The 21,515-nt window shown below is 66.7% G+C and carries 18 protein-coding genes; 10 read left to right on the forward strand and 8 right to left on the reverse strand.

What is annotated here, in order from left to right:
- Entirely contained in the window at positions 1–960 is a 960-nt protein-coding gene (locus tag L1O02_RS14270) for a MoxR family ATPase (RefSeq protein ID WP_060839545.1), read from the reverse strand.
- A 425-nt stretch (positions 961–1,385) separates the two neighbouring features.
- Complete coding sequence (locus L1O02_RS14275) at positions 1,386–1,742, reverse strand: hypothetical protein (protein ID WP_060839544.1); 357 nt, start codon at positions 1,740–1,742, stop codon at positions 1,386–1,388.
- Between the two features lie 555 nt (positions 1,743–2,297).
- Here L1O02_RS14275 and L1O02_RS14280 point away from each other — a divergent pair.
- Positions 2,298–7,157, forward strand: a complete 4,860-nt coding sequence (locus tag L1O02_RS14280) for an NAD-glutamate dehydrogenase (protein ID WP_108545416.1) — start codon at positions 2,298–2,300, stop codon at positions 7,155–7,157.
- A gap of 100 nt (positions 7,158–7,257) precedes the next feature.
- On the opposite strand, the gene L1O02_RS14285 is transcribed toward L1O02_RS14280, so the two are convergent.
- The 3 genes from L1O02_RS14285 to L1O02_RS14295 all read right to left on the reverse strand — a co-directional run bounded on the left by L1O02_RS14285 (position 7,258) and on the right by L1O02_RS14295 (position 10,349).
- Positions 7,258–7,983, reverse strand: a complete 726-nt coding sequence (locus tag L1O02_RS14285) for an META and DUF4377 domain-containing protein (RefSeq protein WP_235760121.1) — start codon at positions 7,981–7,983, stop codon at positions 7,258–7,260.
- 405 nt (positions 7,984–8,388) lie between these two features.
- Entirely contained in the window at positions 8,389–9,753 is a 1,365-nt protein-coding gene (locus L1O02_RS14290) for a hypothetical protein (RefSeq protein WP_129406822.1), read from the reverse strand.
- A 281-nt stretch (positions 9,754–10,034) separates the two neighbouring features.
- On the reverse strand, positions 10,035–10,349 hold the full coding sequence (locus tag L1O02_RS14295; RefSeq protein ID WP_060839541.1) for a hypothetical protein: 315 nt from the start codon (positions 10,347–10,349) through the stop codon (positions 10,035–10,037).
- A 127-nt stretch (positions 10,350–10,476) separates the two neighbouring features.
- Between L1O02_RS14295 and L1O02_RS14300 the strand changes: the two genes are divergently transcribed.
- The 3 genes from L1O02_RS14300 to L1O02_RS14310 are packed head-to-tail and all read left to right on the forward strand — an operon-like array spanning position 10,477 to position 12,780.
- The gene (locus tag L1O02_RS14300) at positions 10,477–11,250 is read left to right on the forward strand and encodes a secretin and TonB N-terminal domain-containing protein (protein ID WP_148654966.1); all 774 of its coding nucleotides are present in this window, start codon (positions 10,477–10,479) and stop codon (positions 11,248–11,250) included.
- A complete protein-coding gene (locus L1O02_RS14305) occupies positions 11,247–11,792 on the forward strand; it encodes an RNA polymerase sigma factor (RefSeq protein WP_060839540.1) in 546 nt (181 codons plus the stop codon). Before L1O02_RS14300 ends, L1O02_RS14305 begins: the two co-directional genes overlap by 4 nt.
- Positions 11,793–11,829: 37 nt before the next feature.
- Positions 11,830–12,780, forward strand: coding sequence for a FecR domain-containing protein (locus L1O02_RS14310; protein WP_235760122.1), 951 nt, complete (start codon positions 11,830–11,832; stop codon positions 12,778–12,780).
- 195 nt (positions 12,781–12,975) lie between these two features.
- Here the strand turns inward: L1O02_RS14310 and gspJ are convergent, their stop codons facing one another.
- Positions 12,976–13,587, reverse strand: coding sequence for a type II secretion system minor pseudopilin GspJ (gene gspJ, locus L1O02_RS14315; protein WP_108545412.1), 612 nt, complete (start codon positions 13,585–13,587; stop codon positions 12,976–12,978).
- Positions 13,584–14,045 carry a type II secretion system minor pseudopilin GspH gene (gene gspH / locus L1O02_RS14320; protein ID WP_060839537.1) on the reverse strand — a complete coding sequence of 154 codons (462 nt, stop codon included), beginning with the start codon at positions 14,043–14,045 and terminating at the stop codon, positions 13,584–13,586. Before gspH ends, gspJ begins: the two co-directional genes overlap by 4 nt.
- 130 nt (positions 14,046–14,175) lie before the next feature.
- On the opposite strand from gspH, the gene L1O02_RS14325 reads away from it, so the two are divergent.
- On the forward strand, positions 14,176–14,604 hold the full coding sequence (locus L1O02_RS14325; protein ID WP_235760248.1) for a type II secretion system protein N: 429 nt from the start codon (positions 14,176–14,178) through the stop codon (positions 14,602–14,604).
- 3 nt (positions 14,605–14,607) lie between these two features.
- Here L1O02_RS14325 and gspI read toward each other — a convergent pair whose 3' ends face one another.
- A complete protein-coding gene (gene gspI, locus L1O02_RS14330; protein ID WP_060839536.1) occupies positions 14,608–14,994 on the reverse strand; it encodes a type II secretion system minor pseudopilin GspI in 387 nt (128 codons plus the stop codon).
- Positions 14,995–15,142: 148 nt separating this feature from the next.
- Between gspI and gspG the strand changes: the two genes are divergently transcribed.
- From gspG to gspD, 5 genes are read left to right on the forward strand one after another with little or no spacing between them, the layout of a single operon-like run.
- Positions 15,143–15,589, forward strand: coding sequence for a type II secretion system major pseudopilin GspG (gspG, locus tag L1O02_RS14335; protein WP_047304124.1), 447 nt, complete (start codon positions 15,143–15,145; stop codon positions 15,587–15,589).
- A gap of 8 nt (positions 15,590–15,597) precedes the next feature.
- A complete protein-coding gene (gene gspK / locus L1O02_RS14340) occupies positions 15,598–16,581 on the forward strand; it encodes a type II secretion system minor pseudopilin GspK (protein WP_060843757.1) in 984 nt (327 codons plus the stop codon).
- Positions 16,578–17,765 (forward strand): type II secretion system protein GspL, encoded by a 1,188-nt coding sequence (gene gspL, locus L1O02_RS14345; RefSeq protein ID WP_235760123.1) that lies wholly within the window; start codon positions 16,578–16,580, stop codon positions 17,763–17,765. The genes gspK and gspL overlap by 4 nt, the downstream gene beginning before the upstream one ends.
- A complete protein-coding gene (gene gspM, locus L1O02_RS14350) occupies positions 17,758–18,318 on the forward strand; it encodes a type II secretion system protein GspM (protein ID WP_108545410.1) in 561 nt (186 codons plus the stop codon). The genes gspL and gspM overlap by 8 nt, the downstream gene beginning before the upstream one ends.
- Positions 18,315–20,702, forward strand: a complete 2,388-nt coding sequence (gspD, locus tag L1O02_RS14355) for a type II secretion system secretin GspD (RefSeq protein WP_060839531.1) — start codon at positions 18,315–18,317, stop codon at positions 20,700–20,702. The genes gspM and gspD overlap by 4 nt, the downstream gene beginning before the upstream one ends.
- The last annotated feature ends 813 nt before the right edge of the window (positions 20,703–21,515 follow it).

Below are 21,515 nucleotides of genomic sequence, written 5' to 3' on the forward strand. Positions count from 1 at the left end.
TCAGGCGACGGCAACGACGTCGAGGATGCGCTGTACCACACGGTCCTGGTCGATGCCTGCCGCTTCAGCCTCGAAGGACAGAATGATGCGGTGGCGCAGCACGTCGAACAGCACGGCCTGGATGTCTTCCGGACTGACGAAGTCGCGGCCGGCGAGCCAGGCGTGGGCCCGGGCGCAGCGGTCCAGGGCGATGGAGCCGCGGGGGCTGGCGCCGTAGGCGATCCACTCGGCCAGTTCCGGGTCGAACTTGGCCGGGGTGCGGGTGGCCATCACCAGTTGCACCAGGTATTCCTCCACCGCGTCGGCCATGTACAGGCCGAGGATTTCCTTGCGCGCGGCGAAGATCGCCTGCTGGCTGACCCGGCGCTCGGGCTTGGTTTCGCCGTTCAGGGCTTCGCCACGGGCCTGCTGCAGGATCCGGCGCTCGACGGCGGCGTCCGGGAAACCGATCTTGACGTGCATCAGGAAACGGTCGAGCTGGGCTTCGGGCAGCGGGTAGGTGCCTTCCTGCTCGATGGGGTTCTGGGTCGCCATCACCAGGAACAGCGGCGACAGTTCATAGGTGCTGCGCCCGACACTGACCTGCCGCTCGGCCATGGCCTCCAGCAGCGCCGACTGGACCTTGGCCGGGGCACGGTTGATTTCGTCGGCCAGCACCAGGTTGTGGAAGATCGGCCCTTGCTGGAACACGAAGCTGCCGGTTTCCGGGCGATAGATTTCGGTGCCGGTGATGTCGGCGGGCAGCAGGTCGGGGGTGAACTGAATCCGATGGAATTGCGCTTCAATGCCTTCGGCCAACTCTTTGATGGCCTTGGTCTTGGCCAGCCCCGGAGCGCCCTCGACCAGCATGTGGCCGTCGGCGAGCAGGGCGATGAGCAAGCGCTCGATGAGTTTTTCCTGGCCGAGAATCTGCGTTGAAAGAAAGGTTCGCAGCGCCAAAAGCGCTTCACGATGTTCCATCGGTGACTGTTCCTGGAGAGGGTGCACCCCGGGCGTCGAAATAACCTTGGGGCTGGGGGCGATACTTTAATCCATAGCGGGGTGCGGCGACTAACGGGGAACAGCTGATTTAGCGAATTAGTCGAAAAAAAACAGCGCCGCCCACCGATTCCCCCGGGCGGGTCCTGTAGCCGCTGCCCCAGGCTGCGAACGGCATGGGTGGCATGCCGGCGCAGGAGACGCGGGGATCTGGAGGCCGTCCAGGATCGGCGGGCGATCGTCAGGCAAGGTCCTGCGGACCTTTGCGCAGCTTCGCCGTGGCTCAGCAGCGGCTACAGGCCAATGCCGATCGGGGTTGTGTAGCCGCTGCCGCAGGCTGCGCACGGCTGCGCACGGCTGCGCAGGAGACGCGGTGATCTGGAGGCCGCCGCAGGTTCGACGGCGGCTCAGGACAGCTGGCTGATGTAGGTGCCGGTGCCCTTGAGGATGTTCTGCAGGGTCAGTTCCACTTCGGCCAGGTCCGAGGCGGCGGTGCTGTGGCGGATTTCCAGGTGGTCGGCGCCATTGAGGGCGTCGGCATCGGCCGCGGCGATTTCGATCAGCAGGGTGGTGGGGCTCAGGGTGACCTTCACGCCATCGAGGGTCGAGGGCTCGCCGTCGAGGGTGATTTCCAGCTCGTCCTCGTCCGGGTAGCGGCTCATCAGGAACATCTCGCCCTGGCTGCTGTGGCAGCAGAGCATGGCCATGTTGTCTTCTTCGTCGTCGCAGGGGTTGGCGATCAGGTGGGCGGTGGTCATCAGCATGGGGGCATTCCTGAGGCTGGGGCCGGCAGCGGCCGGGCGGTGCAAAAAAAAGAAGCAATTCTGCCAGCCCGGGGGAATTTCTGCTGGCCTGTCTGTCTGAGGACAGGTCGTGGACGCATCGGGTCCGGCAGTCGCTTTTGGTACGCAAGTACCCTGAAACCGGGGAAAAACCCTGGTTTTTTCCCGCTGCCTGCTAGTGTTGTTCAGGGCATGAGCGTCCGGATGCGTGCCGTTGACCGAATATGTCGCAGCATCGCAAGCAGCTGTCGCGTTTCACTCGTTAAGCTGCGCAGCGGACATTTTGTTCTCAAGTGCAATAGGTTGCGTCTGATTTGTGATGGTCACCTGTAAAGGCATTGCGCGGCATGCCGGCGCCAGTCGTTTTTGCAGATGCCCATCCCGGGAAGGTGAATGTGACCTGCACGTCTCGTCCAGCTTCATCCACCTGGCATCCTGCGACCTCTGCCCGAGACCAGGAGCAGGATGCACCAACGCCCCGCAAGGGGTTTGCACGCGACGCTACCATCAATAACAAGCCCAAGCGGAGTACCACAGATGGCGTTCTTCACCGCAGCCAGCAAAGCCGACTTCCAGCACCAACTGCAAGCGGCACTGGCGCAGCACATCAGTGAACAGGCACTGCCACAAGTGGCGCTGTTCGCTGAACAATTCTTCGGCATCATTTCCCTGGACGAACTCACCCAGCGTCGCATGTCCGACCTGGCGGGCTGCACCCTTTCTGCCTGGCGCCTGCTTGAGCGCTTCGACCACGCGCAACCGCAAGTGCGCGTCTACAACCCCGACTATGAACGTCACGGCTGGCAGTCGACCCACACCGCGGTGGAAGTGCTGCACCACGACCTGCCGTTCCTGGTGGACTCGGTACGCACCGAGCTCAACCGTCGCGGCTACAGCATCCACACCCTGCAGACCACCGTGCTCAGCGTGCGCCGTGGCAGCAAGGGCGAGCTGCTGGAAGTCCTGCCCAAGGGCACCCAGGGCGAAGGCGTGCTGCAAGAGTCGCTGATGTACCTGGAGATCGACCGTTGCGCCAATGCCGCCGAACTCAGCGTGCTGGGCAAGGAACTGGAGCAGGTGCTGGGCGAAGTGCGAGTGGCCGTGGCCGACTTCGAGCCGATGAAGGCCAAGGTCCAGGAACTGATCGAAAGCATCGACAACAGCCAGTTCGCCATCGCTGCCGATGAAAAGACCGAGATCAAGAGCTTCCTCGAATGGCTGGTGGGCAACCACTTCACCTTCCTCGGCTATGAAGAGTTCGTGGTCGGTACCGATCAGGACGGCGGGCATATCGACTATGACCCGAGCTCCTTCCTCGGCCTGGCCAAACTGCTGCGCGCCGGCCTGACCGCCGAAGATCTGCGCATCGAAGACTACGCCGTCAACTACCTGCGCGAACCGACGCCGCTGTCGTTCGCCAAGGCCGCGCACCCAAGCCGCGTGCACCGTCCGGCCTACCCGGACTTCGTCTCGATCCGCCAGATCGATGCCGACGGCAAGGTGATCAAGGAATGCCGCTTCATGGGCCTCTACACCTCGTCGGTGTACGGCGAAAGCGTGCGGGTGATTCCCTACATCCGCCGCAAGGTCGAAGTCATCGAACAGCGCTCGGGCTTCCAGGCCAAGGCGCACCTGGGCAAGGAACTGGCCCAGGTCCTGGAAGTGCTGCCTCGGGACGATCTGTTCCAGACCCCGGTGGACGAGCTGTTCAGCACCGTGATGTCCATCGTGCAGATCCAGGAACGCAACAAGATCCGCGTGTTCCTGCGCAAGGACCCCTACGGTCGCTTCTGCTACTGCCTGGCCTACGTGCCGCGCGACATCTATTCCACCGAAGTGCGGCAGAAGATCCAGCAAGTGCTGATGGATCGCCTGCAAGCCACCGACTGCGAATTCTGGACCTTCTTCTCCGAGTCGGTGCTGGCCCGCGTGCAGTTGATCCTGCGAGTGGACCCGAAACAGCGCATCGACATCGACCCGCTGCTGCTGGAAAAAGAAGTGGTGCAGGCCTGCCGCAGCTGGCAGGACGACTACGCCAGCCTGGTGGTGGAAAGCTTCGGCGAAGCCCACGGCACCAACGTGCTGGCGGACTTCCCGAAAGGTTTCCCGGCCGGTTACCGCGAGCGTTTCGCCGCGCACTCGGCGGTGGTGGACATGCAGCACCTGCTGAGCCTCACCGAAGCCAATCCGCTGGTGATGAGCTTCTACCAGCCCCTGGGCCAGGTGTCCGGCCAGCGCGAGCTGCATTGCAAGCTGTACCACGCCGACACCCCGCTGGCGCTGTCCGACGTATTGCCGATCCTGGAAAACCTCGGCCTGCGGGTGCTCGGTGAGTTCCCGTATCGCCTGCGCCACAACAACGGCCGCGAGTTCTGGATCCACGACTTCGCCTTCACCGCTGCCGAAGGCCTGAACCTGGATATCCAGCAGCTCAACGACACCCTGCAGGACGCCTTTGTCCATATCGTGCGCGGCGATGCCGAGAACGATGCGTTCAACCGCCTGGTACTGACCGCCGGCCTGCCATGGCGCGACGTGGCGCTGCTGCGTGCCTACGCCCGCTACTTGAAGCAGATCCGCCTGGGCTTCGACCTGGGCTACATCGCCAGCACCCTGAACAACCACACCGACATTGCCCGCGAGCTGACCCGGTTGTTCAAGACCCGCTTCTACCTGGCGCGCAAGCTCACCAGCGAAGACCTGGAAGACAAGCAGCAGCGTCTGGAGCAGGCGATCCTCACCGCCCTGGACGACGTTCAGGTGCTCAACGAAGACCGCATCCTGCGGCGCTACCTGGACCTGATCAAGGCCACCTTGCGGACCAACTTCTACCAGACCGACGCCAACGGCCAGAACAAGTCCTACTTCAGCTTCAAGTTCAACCCGCACCTGATCCCCGAGCTGCCCAAGCCGGTGCCCAAGTTCGAGATCTTCGTCTACTCGCCACGGGTCGAAGGCGTGCACCTGCGCTTTGGCAACGTGGCCCGCGGCGGCCTGCGCTGGTCCGACCGTGAAGAAGACTTCCGTACCGAAGTCCTGGGCCTGGTCAAAGCCCAGCAAGTGAAGAACTCGGTGATCGTGCCGGTGGGCGCCAAGGGCGGCTTCCTGCCCCGTCGCCTGCCATTGGGCGGCAGCCGGGACGAGATCGCGGCCGAAGGCATCGCCTGCTACCGCATCTTCATCTCCGGCCTGCTGGACATCACCGACAACCTGAAGGACGGCGTCCTGGTGCCGCCGGCCAACGTGGTGCGTCACGACAACGATGACCCGTACCTGGTGGTGGCGGCGGACAAGGGCACCGCGACCTTCTCCGACATCGCCAACGGCATCGCCATCGACTACGGCTTCTGGCTGGGCGACGCCTTCGCCTCCGGCGGTTCCGCCGGTTACGACCACAAGAAGATGGGCATCACCGCCAAGGGCGCGTGGGTCGGCGTGCAGCGCCACTTCCGCGAACGCGGGATCAATGTCCAGGAAGACAGCATCACCGTGGTCGGCATCGGCGACATGGCCGGCGACGTGTTCGGCAACGGCCTGCTGATGTCCGACAAGCTGCAACTGGTGGCGGCGTTCAACCACCTGCACATCTTCATCGACCCGAATCCGGATCCGGCCACCAGCTTCGTCGAGCGCAAGCGCATGTTCGAGCTGCCGCGTTCGGCCTGGAGCGACTACGACACCAGCATCATGTCCGAGGGCGGCGGCATCTTCTCGCGCAGCGCCAAAAGCATTGCCATCTCGCCGCAGATGAAAGAGCGCTTCGACATCCAGGCCGACAAGCTGACCCCGACCGAGCTGCTCAACGCCTTGCTCAAGGCGCCGGTGGACCTGTTGTGGAACGGCGGTATCGGCACCTACGTCAAGGCCAGCAGCGAAAGCCACGCCGACGTCGGCGACAAGGCCAACGACGCCCTGCGGGTCAACGGCAACGAGCTGCGCTGCAAGGTGGTGGGCGAGGGCGGTAACCTGGGCATGACCCAATTGGGTCGTGTGGAGTTCGGCCTCAATGGCGGCGGCTCCAACACCGACTTCATCGACAACGCCGGTGGCGTGGACTGCTCCGACCACGAAGTGAACATCAAGATCCTGCTCAACGAAGTGGTGCAGGCCGGCGACATGACCGACAAGCAGCGCAACCAGCTGCTGGCCAGCATGACCGACGAAGTCGGTGGCCTGGTGTTGGGCAACAACTACAAGCAGACCCAGGCCCTGTCCCTGGCGGCGCGCCGTGCCTACGAGCGTGCGGCCGAGTACAAGCGCCTGATGAGCGATCTGGAAGGCCGCGGCAAGCTGGACCGGGCCATCGAGTACCTGCCGACCGAGGAGCAGCTCACCGAGCGCGCCGCGACCGGCAAGGGCCTGACCCGTCCCGAGCTGTCGGTGCTGATTTCCTACAGCAAGATCGACCTCAAGGAAGCCCTGCTCAAGTCCCTGGTGCCGGATGACGACTACCTGACCCGTGACATGGAGACCGCGTTCCCGCCAAGCCTGGTGGCCAAGTTCTCCGAAGCCATGCGTCGCCACCGCCTGAAGCGCGAGATCGTCAGCACCCAGATCGCCAACGACCTGGTCAACCACATGGGCATCACCTTCGTGCAGCGCCTGAAGGAGTCCACCGGCATGAGCCCGGCCAACGTCGCCGGTGCCTACGTGATCGTGCGGGACATCTTCCACCTGCCGCACTGGTTCCGTCAGATCGAGGCCCTGGATCACCAGGTCTCGGCCCAGGTGCAACTGGAGCTGATGGACGAGCTGATGCGTCTGGGGCGTCGGGCCACTCGCTGGTTCCTGCGCAGCCGGCGCAACGAGCAGGATGCCGCGCGTGATGTCGCCCACTTCGGTCCGCACCTGGCGGCCCTGGGCCTGAAGCTCGACGAGCTGCTGGAAGGCCCGACCCGCGAAGGCTGGCAGAGCCGTTACACCGCCTACGTCGAAGCCGGCGTTCCGGAGCTGTTGGCGCGCATGGTGGCAGGCACTACCCACCTGTACACCTTGCTGCCGATCATCGAGGCCGCCGATGTCACCGGTCACGATGCCGCCGAAGTGGCCAAGGCCTACTTCGCCGTGGGCAGTGCCCTCGACCTGCCGTGGTACCTGCAGCAGATCAGCGATCTGCCGGTGGCCAACAACTGGCAGGCGGCGGCGCGCGAAGCCTTCCGCGACGACGTGGACTGGCAGCAGCGGGCGATCACCATCTCGGTTCTGCAAATGGCCGATGGCCCGCAAGACATGGAAGCCCGCGTGGCCCTGTGGCTTGAGCAGAACCAGAGCATGGTCGAGCGCTGGCGCTCGATGCTGGTGGAAATCCGTGCCGCCAGCGGCACCGACTACGCCATGTATGCGGTGGCCAACCGTGAACTGCTGGACCTGGCCATGAGCGGTCAGTCGGCGCTGTAACGGCCTGACCCCGCCCAGAGCAAAAAAAGCCCCGTATCGCAGGATACGGGGCTTTTTTATTGCCCGCCGCTGGTGAGCGATCGGGAGGTGTTGGCGCCGGTCAGTGGCCCTGGGCCGAGGCGTCCTGCTCGACCACCATGTCCAGCACGTAGACCGTGGACGGGGCGTCGGCGGGAGCATGCTTCCATTCGTATTGCTTCACCCGCAGCACGTTGCGCACGCCGTCCTGGTGCTCGTAGCCCTCGATGGACTGATACAGCGGGTGCCAGGTGTCCTGGGTCGGCAGTTGCAGGCCGGCGGCGTCGTAGCGTCGCTCACGCACTTGCAGGCACTGGTAGTCGGGGATCAGCGGGTGGCTGCACTTGACGGTCTTGGCCGCCACTTCCAGGAAGCGGGTCTGGCCCTGGCTGCCATAGCGGGTTTCTGCGGTTGGCTGGCCCTGGAACTTGAGCTGCGTGCCGTTCTGGGTGGTCAGTTGCAGGGTCGGAGTCGATTCGTCACCGCCGAAGGTGGTGCGCAGCTCGCCCTTGAACAGGCGCCCGACTTCGGCGTCCAGGGTCATCAGGCTGGGCTCGCAGGCCATCAGGGTCGAGGCCAGTGGCTGCACCTTGAGCAGGCCGTTTTCATGCTCGAAGCCGCCGAACTGGCGATTGCAGCCGCCGCTGATGCTCAGGTTCTGCTCGACGAAGGTCAGGCGCAGCGGGCGCTCGATGCCCTTGTCCAGGGCGGCGATGGGCTTGCCCGCCGCATCGCTGGCCGCGATCAGCTGCCAGTAGTAGGCGGACAGTGCAGGCTGGGCGCTGGCGGAGGCCGTGCTGGCGGGCATGGAGGGACGTCCTTCAGGAGTGGTGGAAACCGGGGTGCAGGCCTGGAGCAGGGCGGCACAGACGGATACGAGGAGGAGGTTTTGCTTCATGGTTCGCTCTTTCAGCCTTGAGGGAATAGGGCTTGCCGCGGGGGCAGCAGGCCAAGGCCGGTAACCTGTGGCAGTCAAGCACTCGTGCGTGCGCGGCGCCGCCACCTGGGCCGCCGGTCGCCGGACGAGCTGTGCCGTTACCGATTGCGATGTGACAGCACTGTGCCAGTTCCGTTGCATGCTCGGGGGTGCCCGGGAGTGTTACCAAATCTTGCACGATGCCGATCTACGGGGTTGCCCGCTTCCGGCCGGGCGCGGCGGGCCTGGATGCGGCCGCACTCGCGGTGCGGCGCTGATCCCGGGGGGACGCCCGCCTTACCAGAACCAGTAAGGCAGGAACTTGGGGGTTGGCTCGTTGGCCAGTTCCAGGTGATAGGTGATGGCGTTGAAGAAGAACCCATCCAGCAGCAGGAAGGCCGCCACGCCGAACGCCAGGACGATGACCTCGTAATGCCGGTGTGCGGCGTACTGCCGGGTGATCCAGTAGCGCACGCCGCTGAGCAGGGCAAAGCTTGCGAACACCCCGGCGAAGTTGGGTTGCAAGGGCCGCGGGGCAAAGCAGTTGTAGCCCAGCACCAGCAGCGCCAGGAGCGCGCCGATGGTCGGCAGGTTCAGGCACAGGCGCAGCAGGCGTCTGCGGGTGGCGCTGAACACGCCGTTGGGGTCGATGAAGATATAGGCCGCCAGCAGGGAAATGGCCGGGGTGATGGACAGCACATAGCGCGCCTTCTTCGAGTTGGGGATGGTGAAGAACAGGATCAGCACCACGAACCACGCCCCTAGGTGAAGCAGCAGGCGCGGCGCCGACAGCGGCGGAGCGCCGAGCCACTGGCGACCGCTCCTGGCCATGACGCAGAGGGCGTAGAACGCGGTGAAGCTGTAGGTGAGCAGCCCGACGCTGAAGTAGAAGTAATAGCGCGGCGAGTGATCGCTGGCGATCCGCCCCAGCCCCTGCATCTCCAGCACTTCCTGCATGAAGGCGTCGCCGCCCTGCACGTGGGCGGCCCAGGCCAGCAGGGCGACCCCGGCGGCGAACAGCAGGCCGCAAAGCAGCGAGAAGCCGACCAGGGTCCGCCATTGCCGGCTCAGCAGGTAGTAGGTGCCGACCACCAGCGCCGGGCCGATCATGCCGATGGGGCCGCGCAGGGAAAAGCCCAGGATCAGGCCGAGGAACACCAGCGCCAGGCGTCCCCGCTGCTGCTTGAAATCGGCGGAGTAGGCCAGGTAGAAGCAGCCCGCGGTAATCAGGGCGGGATAGATGTCCAGGGCCAGGGAGTTGACGCTGTCCAGAAAGGCCCAGGTGAACAGCGCAAAGAGCACGCCGCAGACGCCCCATTTCTGCTCATGCAGGGCCCCCAGCTTGTAGATGAACACCAGCATCAGCGCGGCGGCGATGCAGAAGGGCAGGCCCATCGACAGCACCGACAGCTGGCCGAACGGCAGCGAGGCCAGATAGACCAGCACCGTGTTGACAATGGTGTAGTCGGGGTAGGGCTGCAGATCGTCGGCGATGGGGAACAGCGTCATGCCGTGCTGCAGCATGTAGTCGGCAAAGTCGACGAAGCGCGTGGTGTAGTTGAGCACTGCCGGTTTGTACTGCAGCCCCATGAACAGCGCGAGGGCGATCAGGAAAATGCTCTGGCAGGGTCGTTGCAAGATCAGTTTTTTATAGCTTTCCATGCTTCCAACATGCAAAAAAAAACGCCAATGATACGGTGGCCGCTAGTCGAACGCCATCCACGTGCCGTGCTCGGAGCCCTTGTCGGCTCCGGGTTTCAAGGCGCGGCAATCTAGCGCGATCAAGGTTAACGCCCGGTATACGGAGCGTGGCCGATCAGGGGCTGGCGGCGCGGTGCGCGATGGCGCGCAGGGCGATCTTCGCCCGCTGCGTTTGTCGCTGCCCAGGCTCGCTGCCAGCCGCGGCAACGGGCCCGGTGGCGGTCAGTGGCCCGGGGGGCCACTCAGGGCCGTTGCGGCTTGACCGAGGTGCCGAAGGTGTTGCCCATGCGCACGCTGGTGGCCGCCGGAGTCGACAGTCCCACCTGGTTCGGCGGGCGCTTGTTCACCGGTTTGTCCATGGCCTGCTGGTTGGCCTGGGCGGCCTTCACCGCGTCCGGGTTGTTGCCCATCTGTTTGCTCAGGCAGTTGTAGTCGGGGGCCTTGTAGCCGCCGACACTGACTTCCACGCAGCCCTCGCTGGCGTCCTCGGCGTGCAGCGTCCAGGGCAGGGCGCTGAGCAACAGCAGGGCAGCGGTGTAGCAGCTTAAACGTTTCATCCTGGCCTCCTGGCTGGCCCGCGGAATCGGGCCTCGATGGCGGCCGAGTGTAGTGCAAAGCCCAGGCCTGAAAAGTGATGGTTTTTTTGCCGCGCTCGTAACACCAGATTCATAAATTGGCCTCAGGATGACGCTTTTCAGGGATTGGACGCTCGTGCAGCAACACAGCGCGCAGGTCGGGCGATGGACTTCATTGCACGGGGGCTTGGCGACCTGTGTGCTGGGCCTTGTGCTGCTGGCGCCACTGCCTCTGGCCTGGGCGCAGGCTGCGGTCGAAGGGCCGCCCCGGGTGGATTCCCAGGCGGTGCTGGAATTGGAGATTCCGGCCCAGGACCTGGCCCAGGCCCTGGAGCGGTTCAGTCGCTTGACCGGGATGGCCGTGCTGGTGGACCAGGAACTGGCCCGGGGCCGGCGCTCGGTGGGGATCAAGGGCCGCTACAGCGCTCGCGAGGGATTGAGTCGCCTGTTGGCGGGCACTGGCCTGATGGCGCGTTACGCCCGCAGCGACGCTTTCACCCTGCAGGTGCCGCCAGCCTCGGCGCCTGCGACGCCCCAGGGCGTCAGCAGCGCCCGCGCGACGCGGCTCAACAGCAGCTACGCCAGCGCCGTGCAGCAGGCGGTGGAGCGCAGCCTGTGTGCGTCGCGCTTGACCCGGCCCGGGGCGTTCCGTGCCTTGCTGCAACTGTGGATCGGCGCCGATGGCACGGTGCAGCACAGTCGCCTGGTGAGCTCCACCGGTGATCTGCAGCGGGACGAAGCCCTGGTGCAGCGCCTGGCGGCAACCCGGGTCGAACGCCCGGCCCCCAGCTCGCTGCGTCAGCCGCTGACCTTACTCTTGATACCGGACACAACAGGGAAACGCATGGACTGCAAGGAATGGGAAGGAGCTTCCGGGGTATGAAAAATACCGGACACAGTACGATGGTCAGGCTGTTCCTGACGTCCTACGAGGACTTTCGGGTGCGCTTGCGCAGGCGCCTGGGGTCCGAGGACCTGGCCAACGACGTCCTGCATGAAACCTACCTGCGGGTCGACCGCATGGAAGAGCCGCCGAACCTGCTGCAGCCCAATGCCTACCTGTACCGCATGGCCCTGAACATCGCTGCCGATCGGCGCCAGTCCGACGCGCGCCTGCTCACCGGCGAGGAGGTCGAGGAACTGCTGCAGATCGCCGATGACGCCCAGGACCCGTCCCGGGTGGTGGGCGGGCAGAAAGAAATCCAGACCCTGCTCAAGGCCCTCTACGAGTTGCCGGCACGGCGGCGCCAGATCTTTATCGCCGCGCGCCTGGAAGAGGCGCCGCACCTGGAAATCTCCCAACGCTTCGGCATTTCCACACGGATGGTGGAGAAGGAACTCAAGGCCGCCCTCGGGCATTGCGCCCTGCGCCTTGAAAGAAAAGTCATTCAGCGGTTCGGTCCCGGGGCCGGAAAACCGTCCTAGACAAGAGTCCCTGATCAATCCGTGAGTACCTGCGCGCTTGAACATTTTTAGCATCTCCCCACCCCAGGCCTCGGCGGACCAGCAACTGCTGAGCGAAGCCCGGGACTGGCTGGTCCTTCTGACGTCGGGCCGGGCCACCGCCGCCGACGCCCGTGCCCTGCGCCAGTGGTGCGCGCAGAGCCCGCAGCACGCGGCGGCCTTCGAGCAGACCAAGGCCCTGTGGCACTGCCTGCAACCGGCGGCGGTGCAGCTGGAGCAGCAATCGCGGCCGCGCCACTTCGGGCGGCGCGCCTTTCTGGGCGGTGCGCTGGCCGCCTCGGCGGCGCTGTTCATGGTCCGCTACACGGTGCCCGGAGGCCTGGCCGGGTTGACCGCGGATTTTTCCACGGCGGTCGGCGAACAGCGTCGGGTCGATCTGGCCGAGGGCCTGAGCCTGGAACTCAACACCCAGACCAGCATCAGCCGCCGTGATCCGGCCCCGGGGGAACAGGCCTTCGAACTGCTGGAGGGCGAGGTGGAAGTCTTCAGCCAGCGCCAGCAGCCGCTCCAGGTCCAGGCCGGTGACGGCAGGCTCAGTGCCCGTCAGGCCCGTTTCAACCTGCGCAACACTGACCATCAGGTCTGCGTGACCTGCATCGAAGGCAGCCTGCAGGTGGCCGTGGCCGGGCGCAGCATCCGCCTGGACAGCGGTCGGCAACTGACCTACGACGCCAAGACGGTGGGCGAGCCGACCGCCGTGGATCCCCGGAACGTCCTAGCCTGGCGCGAACAGGTGCTGGTGTTCGACAACGCCAGCCTCGACACGGTGATCAGCGAGATCAACCGTTACCGCCCGGGGATGCTGGTGCTGCTCAACGCCGAACTGGGCCGGCGCAAGGTCCAGGCGCGTTTCACCCTCAACCAGCTGGCGGGCGTGGCCCTGCTGATCCGCGACGCCTACGGCGCCAAATGCACCGAACTGCCGGGCGGCGTGGTGCTGCTCAGCTGAGCGCCCGGCCGCACCGCCCCAATGTCGCCGCTGCGTAGCCGCTGCCGAGCTTCCGGCGAGGCTGCGCAAAGGCCCGCAGGACCTTGCCTGGCGTCCTGCCGCCGAACCTCCAGCGCTTTCCAGCCCTCCACGTCGCCTGCGTCGGCCTGCCGCCCAAGCCGCTGGCAGCCTGCGGCAGCGGCTGCACCAAGCCGGTCAGGGCAGGGGGCCCAGCACTTGCCGGTAATGCTCCTGGCCCTGGGGCGTTTGCCGGGTCAGGCGGATCTCCAGGCCCTGGGGGTTGTCCCGGCGATTGCCGCTGAGCTGGCGCCAGCCCTTGCCGCTCTCCCAGACCCGCACCTGCAGATCACTGACCCGCCGCAACACCGCCACCCCGTCGCTTGGCGCGGGCAGGGGGTAGCGGTCCCGGGGCTCGGCCGCGGCGCGGTACAGGGTGTCGCCCTTGAGCCACCAGCGCACCCGTTGCAGGCCGTCGCCGGGGTTGGCGGCGCTGCGGATCACCTCCAGGCGAAAGCCCTTGCTGTCGGAGCTGCGCACGCTCAGCGGCACCGGGCTGTCGGGCTCGGCCTCTTCGCTGTCGCTCTGGATCGGTTCGCGCAGTTGCACGGCGGCTCGCAGGGCGACGTCGCGCTCCAGCTGGTTGAGGCTGCGCAGCAGTTCCTCGGTCTGTTCGGTGCTGGCCTTCAGGTGGGTGTCGGCCCGGGTGACGCTGTCTAGGCCGCGCCAGGCAATCAGGCTGACGATGGCCATGAGCATCACCGCCACCAGCACTTCGATCAGGGTGAAGCCGCTTTGCCCAGGCTTCATGGCTGGTTCACCACCCGCAGCTGGCCGGCGGCGCTGCGTTCCACGCCGAGGCTGTGGCGGCCGTCGGAGAGCACCAGCCGCAACGGCGGGGTGATCCATTCGGCGTTGAGGATCAGCCGTGGACCGGGTTCGATGCGCACTTGCAGCCCCGGGGTTTCCCAGGCGCGGGGGCGCAGCAGGGGATCGCCACGCAGGTCGTCGATACCGCTGCCGGATTCCGCCCGGCGGCTGAAGGCAAAGCCCTTGGCGGTGGCCCGCCAGGTGATCGGTCGACCATCGGCGCGGGCCTCGGCCTGGGCCACTTGCAGCAGCTGCGCCAGGCGTTCGGCGTCCTTGCGCACCTGTTGCAGCGGGTCGGGCTTGATGCTCAGGCCCACCGCCGCGCTGGCGATGCCGATGATCACCAGGACCACCATCAGTTCGATCAGGGTGAAGCCCCGTTGCTTGCCCGACGGCATCGGATTGCACTCCTTGGCGATAGGATCAGCCGGCCTGGGGCCGATGATCGCGGGGTGAAATAAAACCGTGAGAATTGCCCTGTAGGCTGCGGGAACGGACAAACAGGAGGTCCCGCCAATGCTTGCCACCATGCTGCGTGCCGCAGATTTTTCCGCCCCCCGACTGTTGCAATACACCGCGCTGCTGGCGGCCCTGGCCGGGGTGGCCACCTGGTCGTCGCTGCTGCTGACCCCGGCCGAATCCCAGACCCCGGCCGTGGCGCCCCAGGTGCTCGCCGCCCGTTCCGACAGCCCGGCCCTGCAGTGGTTTGCCAACCAGCCCAGCGCCGTGGAGATCAAGGTCTCCGGGGTCCTGGCCGGGGCCCGTGGCGCGGTGGCGATCCTGCGCCTGAACGACGGACCGCCCCGCAGCTTCCTGGCTGGCGAACAGTTGACCCCGGGTGTGCGCCTGGCGGCAGTGGAGGCCGATGGCGTGCTGATCGAGCGCGGCACCGAGCAGTCGCGGATCAAGGTCAGCAAGCTGCCGGACTCGCCGCTGTTGCCGCGGCTGACCCGCTGACGCTCACCGCCCTGGCTCCTGGGGGCGGCCGAGCAGGGTTTCCAGGCGGGCCAGGGGCGGTGCTTCGCGACCGCGTTCGCGCACCTGGACACTGACCCGCAGCAGCCCGGGCAGCGCTGTGGCGCCGATCGACTGTTCGCAGCGCAGCGCCAGGCGCCCCTGGTCGCAATCGACGCTCTTCAATCCGCTGGGCCAGCGACCTTCCAGGCGCAGCTCGGCGAGCCGGCTCTGGGCCGCCAGCAGGGCCAGGGACTTGTCCCGCAACAGGCCGTTGCTCTGGGTCATCAGCGCGGCCACGCGCACCGCCGCGGCCATGGCCACGGCAATGATGGCCAGGGCCACCAGCACTTCGATCAGGGTAAATCCAGCTTGTTTGCGCAGGGCTTGCATGGGCCGCTCGACACCGGGAAACAGCCTCGCAGCCTAGCCTGCAGGCTTGACCGAATGGCGACCGAAACTCCCGAGGTTTTTCAATACCACTGACATATCTTCTTGCAACACTGCGCGACGAATCGAACTCAAGCCAAGGAATGTCGAGATGGATATCGCGCCTGTAACGTCAACCGCCGCACCCCGAGGCCAGCGTGGCTTCACCCTGATCGAGATCATGGTGGTGGTGGTCATCCTCGGGATTCTCGCGGTCATGGTGGTGCCCAAGGTGCTCGACCGTCCCGACCAGGCGCGGGCCACCGCGGCCAAGCAGGACATCGCCGGACTGATGCAGGCCCTGAAGCTGTATCGCCTCGACCACGGCAGCTACCCGAGCATGAACCAGGGCCTCAAGGTGCTGGTGGAACGTCCGGCCAACGCCAAGGACAGCAACTGGCGCTCCTACCTGGAACGCCTGCCCAACGATCCCTGGGGACGCCCCTATCACTACCTCAACCCGGGGGCCAACGGCGAAGTGGACGTGTTCTCCCTGGGCGCCGACGGTCAGCCCGACGGCGAAGGCGTGAATGCCGATATCGGCTCCTGGCAGCTCTAGGGCCGCCCATGAACAGTCATTCGCCCTGTGCGGCGAAGCAGCGCGGCATGGCCATCATCAGCGCCTTGCTGATTGCCGCGGTGGTGGCGGTGCTCGCCGCCGGCATGCTCTCGCGGCAGACCGTCCTGACCCGCGCGGTGGAAGCCGAGCAGGCGCGGATCGTCGGCGGCGGGGCGTTGCAGGGCGGCCTGGAATTCAGCCGGCAACTGCTCTGGGAAGCCCGCCAGCGCGAGGTGCTGACCCGGCTCGACCAGCCCTGGGCGCGGCCCATCGGCGATCCGGCCCTCGGCGCATCCGGTGGCGGTTTCCAGGGCCGCCTGCAAGACCTGCAGGGCAAGTTCAACCTGCGCAACCTGGTGTTCAACCAGCAGGTGGACCCGGAGCAGGTGCAGAGTTTCCAACAGCTGTGCCAGCTGCTCGGCGTCGACGCCGCCCTGAGCCGGCGCATCAGCCAGCGGGTGATCGCCTCGTATCCCCAGCGCCTGTCCAGTCCGGCCGCCACCGCAGGCACCCCGGGTGCATTCAACAGCGGTCGCCTGACCTCGCCGGGGGCGGCGGTGCAGACCTTGCCGCCGCGCCAGCCAATGCTGCGCAGCCTGGACGACCTGCTGGGCGTTCAGGGCGTCGACGAGGCGCTGCTGGCGCGCCTCGAGCCCTACGTCAGCGTCCTGCCGGGCAACACCTGGATCAATGGCAACACCGCCAGCGCCGAAGTACTGGCGGTGGCGGTGCCGGGGCTGTCGTTGTCCCGGGCCCGGGCCCTGGTGGCAGAGCGCGACGCCGGGCACTGGTTCATCAACCGGGGCGACTTCGTCAATCGCCTGCGCATGCCCTTTGCCGCGCAGGAGCGGATCAAGGTCGGCATCACCAGCGAGTGGTTCCTGCTCCAGGGGCAGGTCCGTCGCGACCAGCGGCGGATCACCCTGCATGCCTTGCTGCACCGCCCCGAAGACCGCATGCCCCAGGTGATCTGGTCGCGGGTGGGAGCATGAGCCGCTTGCGCCTGGCCTTGCCGCCCCTGGCCGAGCTGTTGCACGCGCCCCGGCCCCTGGCCGTGCCCGTGGAATGCGCCCGGCTGGACCGCGCCGGGCGGGTGACCGCGCTCGGCCGCAGGGCGCTTGAGGCACTGGCCCAGGACGCCCGAGGGCTGGCCCTGGAGTGCTTTCTGCACCCGCAGGACAGCCTGCTGGCCTGCATCGAGCTGCCGCCGTTGCCGGCGGCGCGGACCAAGGCCGCGGTGGACTGCGCGGCCCAGGCGCTGATCCTCGGTTGCGGCGAGCAGATGCATGTCGCCCACGGCCCGCGGGATGCCCAGGGCCAGGTGACCTTGAGCTGGCTGCCCATCAGCCGCCTGCAGGCCCTGGGCGAGCTGCTGCAACAGGCCGGGCTGAAGCTTTCGGGCCTGTACCCGGCGCCATACGCCTTGGCGGTGCCGGCGCCGGGGCAGCACAACCTGTGCCTGCTGGACGGTCAGTTGCTGCTGCGCCACAGCGCCGCCCAGGCCAGCGTGGAGCCTCTGGTCGAGGAAACCCTGGAACAGTTGCGCGCCTCCGGCGCCGGGCTGGGCTGGATCGGTGACGACGCGCCGGAGGGCGCGCTGCAGCGCCTGCCGGTCGAACAGCGCTGGAGCGGCGCGGCGCCGGCCTGGGGCCTGCAGGCGGGGGCGATGGCGACCCGCGGCGCGGTCCAGGGCTGGGGCCGGGCCCTGGGTTGCTGCGCCCTGGCCGTGGCCGTGTGGGTCGTGGGCCTGAACCTGTATGCCGCCCGTGAGGCCGAGCAGGGCCTGCGCCTCAAGAACCAGATGAGCCAGCGGGTCCGGCAGGTGTTTCCGCAGTTGCCGGTGGTGCTCAATCCCCTGCAACAGGCCCGCCAGCAACTGGCGGCGCAGCAGAGCGGGGCGGCGGACCCGAGCCAGGGGTTCGTCAACCTGCTGCTGCAGGCCGGCAGCGCCATGCCGTTCATGGTGGGCAGTGTGCAGAGCCTGAGTTTTGCCGACCAGCGCTTGCAGTTGGAACTGCTGCCCGATACCCCGAAACGCACCGACAGCGGCTGGCAGGGCGCCTTGACCCAGGCCGGCTACAGCGTCCAGGCCGAGGGCAACGGCTGGACCCTGAGCCCGGCCGCGGGCGAGCCCGCTGACCTCGCCGCCGACGCCCCGGGAGCCGAAGATGAATAAGCCCGGGCTGGCCCAGTATCAGGCGCGCTGGTCGCGCCTGCGGACCCAGGCCCGGGGCCATTGGCAGGCTCTGGCGCTCCGGGAGAAACGTCTGCTGAGCGCCACCGCCCTGGGGGTGCTGGGGCTGTTGCTGTGGTGGCTGCTGATTCAGCCGCCGCTGAAGAAGATCGACTACTGGCAAGCCGAGACGCCGAAGCTGCGCTCCCAGGCCGAGGCCCTGGAAGTGCTGTTGCACGAGGCCGCGGGCACGGATCGCCGGGGCGTCGACCTTGAGCAGTCCCTGCGCCAGACCCTGGATCGGGCCGGGCTCAAGGACCGCTACCAGTTGCAACGCACCGATCAAGCCGGCCCCGAGAGCTGGCGCTTGACCTTTGAGCAGGCTCCGGCGGATGCCGTGGTCGGCTGGCTGCTGGGGACTCCCCGACAGCTTTCACTGCAGGTGGTGGAGGCCCGGCTGCAACGCGCCGCGCCGGCCACCGCCCAAGACTCGGCAGGCACACTGTCCGGGACCGTTCGCATGGATCAGGCGCAGGGCGCTAAGGAAGCTTCATGAAGGGGTCAGGCTCCAACTACGTGCGCCAGTGTCGCAAGGTCGCACCTTTTCTGCTGCTGGCGCTGGGGGCTTGCAGCAACACCACCTCCACCACGCCGCCGCCCTTGCTGGTGGACAGTGAACTGGGCCAGCCCCTGGCCGACACCCGGCGCAGCGGCGACGCCCTGGCGGACCGCGAACGCGTGCAGGCGCAACAGGCTACGCGACCCAAAGTCCTGCACCCGGTGACCGACAGCCGCCGTGGCCAGGGCACGCCACGCAGCACCAGCGTGCCGCGCAACCCCCTGGGGGACCAGCCGGTGCAATTGAACTTCGTCGAGGCCGATATCCAGGCGGTGGTGCGCGCCCTGGCCCGTTCCACTGGCCAGCAGTTCCTGGTGGACCCGCGGGTCAAGGGCAACCTGACCCTGGTCAGCGAGGGCCAGGTGCCGGCCCATCAGGCCTACGACATGCTGCTGGCGGCCCTGCGCATGCAGGGTTTTGCCGTGGTGGACGTGGGCGGGGTGGCCCAGGTGGTGCCCGAGGCCGATGCCAAGCTGCTGGGCGGGCCGATCTACAGCGGCGACAAACCGGCGGGCAACGGCATGCTGACCCGCACCTTCCGCCTGCAGTATGAAAACGCGGTGAACCTGATCCCGGTGCTGCGGCCCATCGTCTCGCCGAACAACCCGATCAACGCCTACCCGGGCAACAACAGCATCGTGGTCACCGACTACGCCGAGAACCTGCAGCGGGTGGCGCAGATCATCGACGGCATCGACACCCCCAGCGCCATCGACACCGATGTGGTGGCGGTGCACAACGGCATCGCCGTGGACATTGCCACCATGGTGGCCGAACTGCTGGAAACCCAGGGCGCCGACCCGACCCAGAAGATCAGCGTGATCGGCGATCCGCGTTCCAACTCCATCATCATTCGCGCCGGCAGCCCGGAGCGCACCGAGCTGGCGCGCAACCTGGTCTACAAACTGGACAATGCCCAGAGCAACCCGAGCAACCTGCACGTGGTCTACCTGCGCAACGCCCAGGCCGGCAAGCTGGCCCAGGCCCTGCGCGGCCTGCTCACCGGCGAGAGCGACAGCACCGGCAACGATGGCGCCCGAGCCATGCTCAGCGGCATGGGCGCCAGCACCCAGGGCACCCAGGGCAGCGCCCAGAACAGCAGCGGCACGCCCACCGCCAGCGGCAACCTCAACGGCAGCGCCAGCACCAGCGGCGCCTATGGCCAGGGCGCCAGCGCCAGCAGCCTGAGTGGCAACGGCCAGCAGAACGACCAGAACACCGCCTTCAGCGCCGGCGGCGTGACCATCCAGGCCGACGCCACCACCAACACCTTGCTGATCTCCGCGCCGGACCCGCTGTACCGCAACCTGCGGGAAGTCATCGACCAGCTCGACCAGCGCCGGGCCCAGGTGGTGATCGAAAGCCTGATCGTCGAAGTCGGCGAAGACGACGCCAGCGAGTTCGGCGTGCAGTGGCAGGCCGGCAACCTCGGCGGCCGCGGCGGCTTTGGCGGAGTCAACCTCGGCGGCAGCGGGCTGGTGGGGACCCCGGCCAGCAAGACCAGCATCGACGCACTGCCCAAGGGCCTGAACATCGGCGTGGTCAACGGCACCGTGGACATCCCCGGGATCGGCAAGGTGCTGGACCTCAAGGTCCTGGCCCGGGCCCTGAAGAGCAAGGGCGGGACCAACGTGCTGTCGACCCCGAACCTTTTGACCCTGGACAACGAAGCGGCGAGCATCTTCGTCGGCCAGACCATTCCCTTCGTCACCGGCAGCTACGTCACCGGCGGTGGCGGCACCAGCAACAACCCGTTCCAGACCGTGCAGCGCGAAGAAGTGGGGTTGAAGCTCAATGTGCGGCCGCAGATTTCCGAGGGCGGCACGGTCAAGCTGGACATCTACCAGGAGGTCAGCAGCGTTGACCCCCGGGCCTCGGTGGACGCCGGGACCGTGACCAACAAACGGGCGATCGACACCAGCATCCTGCTGGATGACGGGCAGATCATGGTCCTGGGCGGTTTGCTGCAGGACGGCTACAGCCAGAGCAACGACGCGGTGCCGTGGCTGTCGAGCATCCCGGGGATCGGCGCCTTGTTCCGCAACGAGAAGCGCAGCATCACCAAGACCAACCTGATGGTGTTTCTGCGGCCTTACATCATTCGCGACAGTGGCGCGGGGCGCAGCATCACCCTCAATCGCTATGACTTCATGCGCCGGGCCCAGGGGGAGTTGCAGCCGGAGCGCAGTTGGGCGATGCCGGATATGCAGGCGCCGCAGTTGCCGGCGGCGAGCAAGGCGATTCCCGGGGCGGTGCCGGTGTCGTTGCAGGGCGTGCCGCAGACGCCGCGGGCGCCGATTCGGGCGGTGCCGGTGCAATGAAGGGGGCGTTGATGGGTGATGGTGGGGTGGAGGGCATGGCGGCGGCTGCGGTGGCTGGCGGTTGCGCCTCTGGGGCACTGTGCTACGGGGTACCCATTTGTGGCTGTGGTCAGGGCTGCTCAGGGGTTCGCTCTGACAGCGGTGGGCTGTGTACATATCCGTTGCTGCGGTCACGGCCACTTAGGGTTTCGCCCTTACGGCGACTTACTTTTTTCAAACGCCAAAAAAGTAAGCAAAAACGCTTGCCCCTCCATACGGCCCCTCGCTGGGGCTCGGGGTGCCCTCCCTTCGGCATTGCTCCGGGGGCCCGCCGCCAACCGGCCATCCATGGCCGGGTGGCGGCTAGCTCGGCATCCCTGCCGAGCTGCCCCCTACGCAACGCCTGCGCTCGGCCTGCTGGGAAGGGGCCGGAAGATCAAGATCAAGATCAAGATCAAAAGCCAAGGTGCGCAGGCCGGCTCCTTGTAGCCGCTGCCGAAGGCTGCGAACGAGCGCTCGCGCTCGCAAAACCAGGCGGCGCGATAGGTCAGGAATATCGGGGAGGCAGGTTTAGCGTCTCCTGCGACGGAGTGCCGCCCAGAGCGTTCGCAGCCTGCGGCAGCGGCTACAGAGTACGTGCGTTCTGTAGCCGCTGCTGAGCCTGCGAAGCTGCGAAAAGGTCCGCAGGACCTTCGACCATCCCAAGAGCAGCATCGCCCTGTGAAGGACAAATGAAACAAGGCCGGCAGGCCGCCGTCAGATTTTGATCTTCCTGCCCCCTTAAACACGATGGCTCAATGCCTTCGTTCGGGCATGCCTCGCTAGGCGAGGCAC

The organism is Pseudomonas sp. BC42 (assembly GCF_021560055.1).
Taxonomy (GTDB): Bacteria; Pseudomonadota; Gammaproteobacteria; order Pseudomonadales; family Pseudomonadaceae; genus Aquipseudomonas.

What these genes read in the sequence shown, in the direction of transcription:
- L1O02_RS14285 (WP_235760121.1), bottom strand. Translation starts at nt 7,983, where the DNA reads ATGCCCGCCAGCACGGCCTCCGCCAGCGCCCAGCCTGCACTGTCCGCC.
- L1O02_RS14270 (WP_060839545.1), bottom strand. Translation starts at nt 960, where the DNA reads ATGGAACATCGTGAAGCGCTTTTGGCGCTGCGAACCTTTCTTTCAACG.
- L1O02_RS14305 (WP_060839540.1), top strand. Translation starts at nt 11,247, where the DNA reads ATGAAAAATACCGGACACAGTACGATGGTCAGGCTGTTCCTGACGTCC.
- gspM (WP_108545410.1), top strand. Translation starts at nt 17,758, where the DNA reads ATGAATAAGCCCGGGCTGGCCCAGTATCAGGCGCGCTGGTCGCGCCTG.
- L1O02_RS14275 (WP_060839544.1), bottom strand. Translation starts at nt 1,742, where the DNA reads ATGCTGATGACCACCGCCCACCTGATCGCCAACCCCTGCGACGACGAA.
- L1O02_RS14325 (WP_235760248.1), top strand. Translation starts at nt 14,176, where the DNA reads ATGCTGCGTGCCGCAGATTTTTCCGCCCCCCGACTGTTGCAATACACC.
- gspI (WP_060839536.1), bottom strand. Translation starts at nt 14,994, where the DNA reads ATGCAAGCCCTGCGCAAACAAGCTGGATTTACCCTGATCGAAGTGCTG.
- L1O02_RS14295 (WP_060839541.1), bottom strand. Translation starts at nt 10,349, where the DNA reads ATGAAACGTTTAAGCTGCTACACCGCTGCCCTGCTGTTGCTCAGCGCC.
- L1O02_RS14280 (WP_108545416.1), top strand. Translation starts at nt 2,298, where the DNA reads ATGGCGTTCTTCACCGCAGCCAGCAAAGCCGACTTCCAGCACCAACTG.
- L1O02_RS14290 (WP_129406822.1), bottom strand. Translation starts at nt 9,753, where the DNA reads ATGGAAAGCTATAAAAAACTGATCTTGCAACGACCCTGCCAGAGCATT.
- gspL (WP_235760123.1), top strand. Translation starts at nt 16,578, where the DNA reads ATGAGCCGCTTGCGCCTGGCCTTGCCGCCCCTGGCCGAGCTGTTGCAC.
- L1O02_RS14300 (WP_148654966.1), top strand. Translation starts at nt 10,477, where the DNA reads ATGACGCTTTTCAGGGATTGGACGCTCGTGCAGCAACACAGCGCGCAG.
- gspJ (WP_108545412.1), bottom strand. Translation starts at nt 13,587, where the DNA reads ATGAAGCCTGGGCAAAGCGGCTTCACCCTGATCGAAGTGCTGGTGGCG.
- gspK (WP_060843757.1), top strand. Translation starts at nt 15,598, where the DNA reads ATGAACAGTCATTCGCCCTGTGCGGCGAAGCAGCGCGGCATGGCCATC.
- gspD (WP_060839531.1), top strand. Translation starts at nt 18,315, where the DNA reads ATGAAGGGGTCAGGCTCCAACTACGTGCGCCAGTGTCGCAAGGTCGCA.
- gspH (WP_060839537.1), bottom strand. Translation starts at nt 14,045, where the DNA reads ATGCCGTCGGGCAAGCAACGGGGCTTCACCCTGATCGAACTGATGGTG.
- gspG (WP_047304124.1), top strand. Translation starts at nt 15,143, where the DNA reads ATGGATATCGCGCCTGTAACGTCAACCGCCGCACCCCGAGGCCAGCGT.